This window comes from Daejeonella sp. (genome assembly GCF_044232565.1).
GTDB lineage: Bacteria > Bacteroidota > Bacteroidia > Sphingobacteriales > Sphingobacteriaceae > Daejeonella.
This window is the reverse complement of the sequence record NZ_JBIILQ010000193.1, coordinates 1-5,417: the sequence shown is the minus strand read 5'-3', so window position 1 is coordinate 5,417 and position 5,417 is coordinate 1. Positions and strand designations below refer to the sequence as shown.

4 protein-coding genes and 1 pseudogene are annotated in these 5,417 nt (G+C 34.5%); 3 read left to right on the top strand and 2 right to left on the bottom strand.

The genetic code is table 11. The annotated features are described in order from the left end of the window. Both ACILQF_RS10150 and ACILQF_RS10145 read right to left on the bottom strand, forming a co-directional pair. A pseudogene (locus tag ACILQF_RS10150) lies at positions 1-239 on the bottom strand (sulfatase); the annotation flags it as partial. A gap of 61 nt (positions 240-300) precedes the next feature. Beyond that, positions 301-987, bottom strand: a complete 687-nt coding sequence (locus ACILQF_RS10145) for a hypothetical protein (RefSeq protein WP_395627296.1) — start codon at positions 985-987, stop codon at positions 301-303. A gap of 108 nt (positions 988-1,095) precedes the next feature. On the opposite strand from ACILQF_RS10145, the gene ACILQF_RS10140 reads away from it, so the two are divergent. From ACILQF_RS10140 to ACILQF_RS10130, 3 genes are all read left to right on the top strand, one after another. Continuing rightward, the gene (locus tag ACILQF_RS10140; protein WP_395627295.1) at positions 1,096-1,890 is read left to right on the top strand and encodes a hypothetical protein; all 795 of its coding nucleotides are present in this window, start codon (positions 1,096-1,098) and stop codon (positions 1,888-1,890) included. Further along, complete coding sequence (locus ACILQF_RS10135; RefSeq protein ID WP_395627294.1) at positions 1,880-3,931, top strand: ComEA family DNA-binding protein; 2,052 nt, start codon at positions 1,880-1,882, stop codon at positions 3,929-3,931. Before ACILQF_RS10140 ends, ACILQF_RS10135 begins: the two co-directional genes overlap by 11 nt. Positions 3,932-3,933: 2 nt before the next feature. Then, on the top strand, positions 3,934-5,417 hold a 1,484-nt coding region (locus tag ACILQF_RS10130), incomplete at its 3' end, for a ComEC/Rec2 family competence protein (protein ID WP_395627293.1).

Below are 5,417 nucleotides of genomic sequence, written 5' to 3'. Positions count from 1 at the left end.
GGGAATTTATAGCGGGGAATAAAAAGTAAAATGAGGTAAACAATAAGTGGAATTACTGAAAGGTAGGCAATCATCGAAGCATCTAAACGAAGCGCATAAAAGAAGGTGACTGCAATTTCACCTATTTCGATATTTGTGAGCCTATCCGCGAAATAAATAAGAAATATGAGCCTTTCAAGAAAAAAGAAAAGAATCCAGAAGAGGAAAAACCTTGCAAAAACAAAAAAGCTTTTTAACATCCTTGCAATTTATAAAAATAAATCAGGATGTTAAAGAGCTTTTAAATAGGTTTAATATGGTTTATTCACCACCACCTTGCATTTGCATCAATTGCTCAAGAGTAATCTCCTCAAAATCTTTTGATGCGGCGAATGAACCAGCAGGAACGGTACCAGCTTTAATTTCCTTAACAATGGCTTTAACACCAATTCCATTCATGTATGAAACAAACTCAAGTGGAATACCATAGCTTTTGTTGAAAAAACGACTCAAAGAATTTTGTGCAATATCTATGTCTTTAGTAAACCAAGCTTCAGAGTTTCCATTTGATTTAGACTCATTTACATCATGTTTTAATGCTTTAAATCCGGCAATAGTTCTTGTTTCTGTACCTTCCTTTAAGGTCATATTAGGCATATTTGCAGCCATTTTTTCTTGATCAGCAGGCGAAAATATCACAGATAATTTTTTCCCCATCATTGGAATATCTAAAAGTAAACGCTCATATTCTTTACTTACATTAAGAATATTTATGCTACTATACATGGCTGACTCCGATTTTAAACTGGATGAATCTCCCTTAAAATATACAGTTAACTCTGTAGGCATACTAGCTGCCATTGCTTGCATTTGCTCAGGCAATTTCCATTCAACTGAATAAACGATTGTTCCTTCATTTACTTTGCCGCTCAGTACAGAGCTTGATGATTGTGCAAAAATGCCTGTTCCTACTAGTAACAGCGCAATACTTAAAATAACTTTCTTCATGATTTTTAAATTTATCCTGTAAAAAGACGAATTTTTCCGCTTATTGTTACAAATGACCGTTAAATAATTTCTTTTGACCGGCAATTATATGCTAGTTATTTTCAGTTCATGAAATATATATGCCTGATTTTAGCTTTTTTACATACCACTGCAATCGCTCAAATTAGTCCCGGGCCGCGCTCATTGGCCATGGGCTCTGCAGGCACTGCTCTTCAAGATGTATGGTCTTTACAACATAATCCGGCAGGAATTGCTCACCTTACTAGGCCGATTTTTGCTTTAGCCTATCAACGGCATTTCTCAGTTCATGATTTAAGTACTCAAAAAGCAGTATTGGCCGTTCCCTTTAACAAAAATGTTTTAGGAATAAGTTTTCAACGCTATGGCTTTAATGAATATTTAGAACAAACGAGTAGCATCGTTTACTCGAAAAATTTTTCTGGTGCTCTAGCACTTTCCATCATTATTAAGCATCACCAGTTTAGTGTTGCAAAATATGGCTCTGAAAGTCTTATTTCTGTGGATGCTGGAATGCAATATCGCGTTAATGAACAGTTATGGATTGCTTCTCATATTTCAAATCCTGCAAAAACTAACTTTCATGATTTGCCTGGAACGAGCCTTCCTGTAGCTCTTTCTTTTGGTGTTTCTTATGTTTTTAGCGATAAGGTTTTAGTTATTAGTGACATTCAAAAAGTTTTGGATGCTGCAATAGATACCAAAATAGGAATGGAGTACAAGTTTATTAAATGGTTTGCGCTGCGGGGGGGATTATCGGCTAATCCGTTTAAACAATATGCGGGTTTCGGAATTATTTATCATCGTTTTGTACTAGATATGGCTGTTTCCTCACATCAGCACCTCGGCTATTCACCAAATTTGGCATTTAGCTATGAATTTTAAGGGTAAAGGTCTTTTTTTTATGCTCATTATCTCTTTTTCCATGCACCAAGGGGCCCTTTGTCAGGATGAGAGCTCCGAAATTATTAATCAGATTTTGGAATTGGTTTCTCGTGATCCTAGCGAAGAGTTGGATTATTCGGACCTAGTAGAGCGACTAAACTTTTATAAGTTAAACCCCATGGATTTAAACCGTGCTAGTGCCGAGCAATTAAAAGAATTACTTTTTCTAAGTCCTCTGCAAATCAACGGTATCCTAAATCACAGAAGTTTAAATGGCCCCTTTATGGATGAACTCGAATTACAAAGTGTAGTAAGTCTCGATTATGAGGTAATTAGCTTGTTATTGAATTTCGTGAAAGTGGGAATTCCTTCTCCTTTACAAAATATAAGTGCTAAAAAAATAATTGAAAGAGGGAATCATGATTTGATTTTTAGGATGGGACAACTGATTCAGAGGCAGGCAGGTTTCTTGAGTGCTGACGCTTTAAAAGCACCAAATTACTTGGGATCACCGTTAAAACTTTTAACTCGATATCGATTTAATTATGTAAACACTTTAGCTGTTTCCCTCAATATGGAGAAAGATGCTGGGGAAACTTTTTTAGATAAGAATAAAAACAAAGGGTTCGACTTTTATTCTGGGAGTATCTCATATCGGGGACAAGGAGCAATAAAAAAGCTTGTATTAGGCGATTATGCCCTTCAGTTTGGTCAGGGCTTAACCATGTGGGCGGGATCAGGCTTTGGTAAAGGCGCCGGAATAACCACAATCGCAAAGCAAGATTTCGGATTAAAACCCTATAGCTCCGTAAATGAAGCTAGCTTTTTAAGAGGTGCTGCAGCTACTTTTAGCTTCAAGAAGATTTCTTTCACTCCCTTCATTTCTAAGAAAAAATTGGATGCTAGTTTAGGCAATGAGAGCACTGAAATTGGCGCCTTAAATATCAGTGGTTTACATCGTACTCCAACCGAAATTGATAATAAAAATAGGCTTTCTTCCACCACCTATGGTGCTAATATTCAATATAATAAGAGGAGTTTGAATCTTGGTATTACCAGCTATCAAACTAATTTCAATATTCCTTTTGGCGCTGGGAAATCATTGTATGAGCAGTTTGAATACCGTGGTAATTCGCTATTAAATTTGGGCTTTCATTATGATTATACCCTGAAAAACACATATTTCTTTGGGGAGATGGCCCATAGTTTAAAGTCTGGCTATGCTTTTATTAATGGCTTAATGACAAGCCTTTCGCCTCGAGTATCGTTGGTGCTATTGCACCGAAAATACGCTGAAAATTACCATTCTTTTTTTAATCAATCAGTCTCTGAAGCTTCCAATGCAGTTAATGAGAATGGATTTTATGCGGCAATGTCACTTAAATTTAACTCAAAATGGGATTTTTTCATTTATTCCGATTACTTCAAATTTCCATGGCTCAAATTTAGAGTTGATGCTCCATCTTCAGGCTATGAAATGCTTGCCCAGCTCAATTATAAAATGAATAAGAAGTTCAAAATTAGTGCTCGATTTAAGCAACAATTGAGAGAAGAAAATAGAGGTGATTTGGATGATTCTTTTGGCTTGGAGGATGTTGATAAGCAAAACTATCGTTTTGAGCTTATTTATGTTTTAGATGATCGTTTTACATTAAGAAATCGTGCTGAAGCTCTTCGCTATCAAAAGGGTTTTTTAAATACTGAAATGGGTTTTTTACTTTATCAAGACCTTATTTATAAACCTCTAAGTTCAAAATTATCTGGAAATTTACGTTTTGGAATTTTTGATACTGAAAGTTTTAATTCTAGGATTTATGCCTATGAAAATGATGTTTTATATTCCTATTCTGTTCCTGCTTATCAAGGCAAGGGGACACGCTTTTATGTAAATATGAGGTATACATTTTTTAGGGGATTAGATCTTTGGCTCAGATATTCTAATACTAGTTATAGCGGACAAGAATCAGTGGGTAGTGGTAATGATCAGATTTTTGGAAGCAATAAATCTGATATAAGGTTACAAATGCGATTTCAGTTTTAAATATGATTTTTAAGGGAGAGGTACCATTTGTTAGGTTATTAATTCCTTTGATTGTAGGGATAATCATTGCCTCGAATTTCGCTCATTCTTTCATCTATTCTTGGGGTGTTATTTTGCTTGTTTTAATCCCCATCTTATACCTAATCTTAATACTTTATTATAAAAAATATCAATTATATCGGTGGGTTTGGGGCTTCGGACTTCTTATTTACTGTTTTCTTGCTCTTTTGTCATATAGTTTAACTGTTCATTATTCGGGCAAGTTTGATGCTGAATATTTTAGCTCTTTAAAACCAGAAATCCTTATTGTTAAAATCACGAATGAACCTAAATTAAGTGCTGGCATTTATCGTTTTGAGACAGAAGTGTCTGCAACTTATTCAAAGCATTCCATTCAGAATAGTACGGGGAAGTTATTGGTATCAATAAAAGTTGATAGTCTAAAAAATAAAAGTTTTCAATACGGAGACCTATTGTTAGTCCCGGCAAATTATAAAGAGATTGAACCAACATATAATTTGGGGGAGTTTGATTATAAATCCTATTTAAAAAGTGAGCAAATTTATTTTCAACTTTTTCTTGAGACAGTAGAAGTCCAAATAATAGCACAAAACACAGGAAACCCCATTATATCTTATGCACTTTCTTTAAGAAAACGCTTGGTAAAAAAATTCATTCAGTATATTCCGGATGGCGAAGCCTCTTCATTAGCATCGACTTTAATTTTGGGTTATCGCGCCGATTTGAACAAGGATTTGATAGAGGCTTACGCTAAAACCGGAACAATGCACGTACTTTCTGTTTCAGGTATGCATGTTGGTATTGTATTTCTTGTTTTGTCATTTTTTCTCAAAGCAATGAATAAAAATAAAAAGCTTATTCTGATTAGATTAATAATCATTATTGGAGTTATTTGGTTTTATTCACTCCTTACGGGCTTTTCCCCATCGGTATGCCGATCTGCACTAATGCTAAGTTTTGTGGTACTTGGTAAGGCGATCAATAAAAATCAGAATACCTATAATTTAATGGCTATTTCTGCATTTTTTCTGCTTTTATATGATCCATTTTATCTCTTTGATGTCGGCTTTCAATTATCTTATCTCGCAGTTGCAGGCTTAGTATATTTCCATCCCATAATTTATAGTGCTTTTTATATCAAAAATAAAATATTGGATTATATATGGAGTTATTCTGCATTATCGATTGCTGCTCAATTGGCCACATTTCCGATAAGCGTATATTATTTCCACCAATTTCCAATGTATTTCCTGCTTAGTAATTTATTAATTGTGTTTCCGGTGGCATTAATTATGTATGCTGGAATTGCTTTTCTAATGATACCATTCGCTACGATAAATCAGTTTTTAGGCATATTCTTAAATTGGCTAATCAACTCCACAAATGGTATTTTATATAAAATTGAAAAATTACCTTTTTCAGCCATAGACGGATTATGGATTAATAATTTTGAGTTATTCTTAAT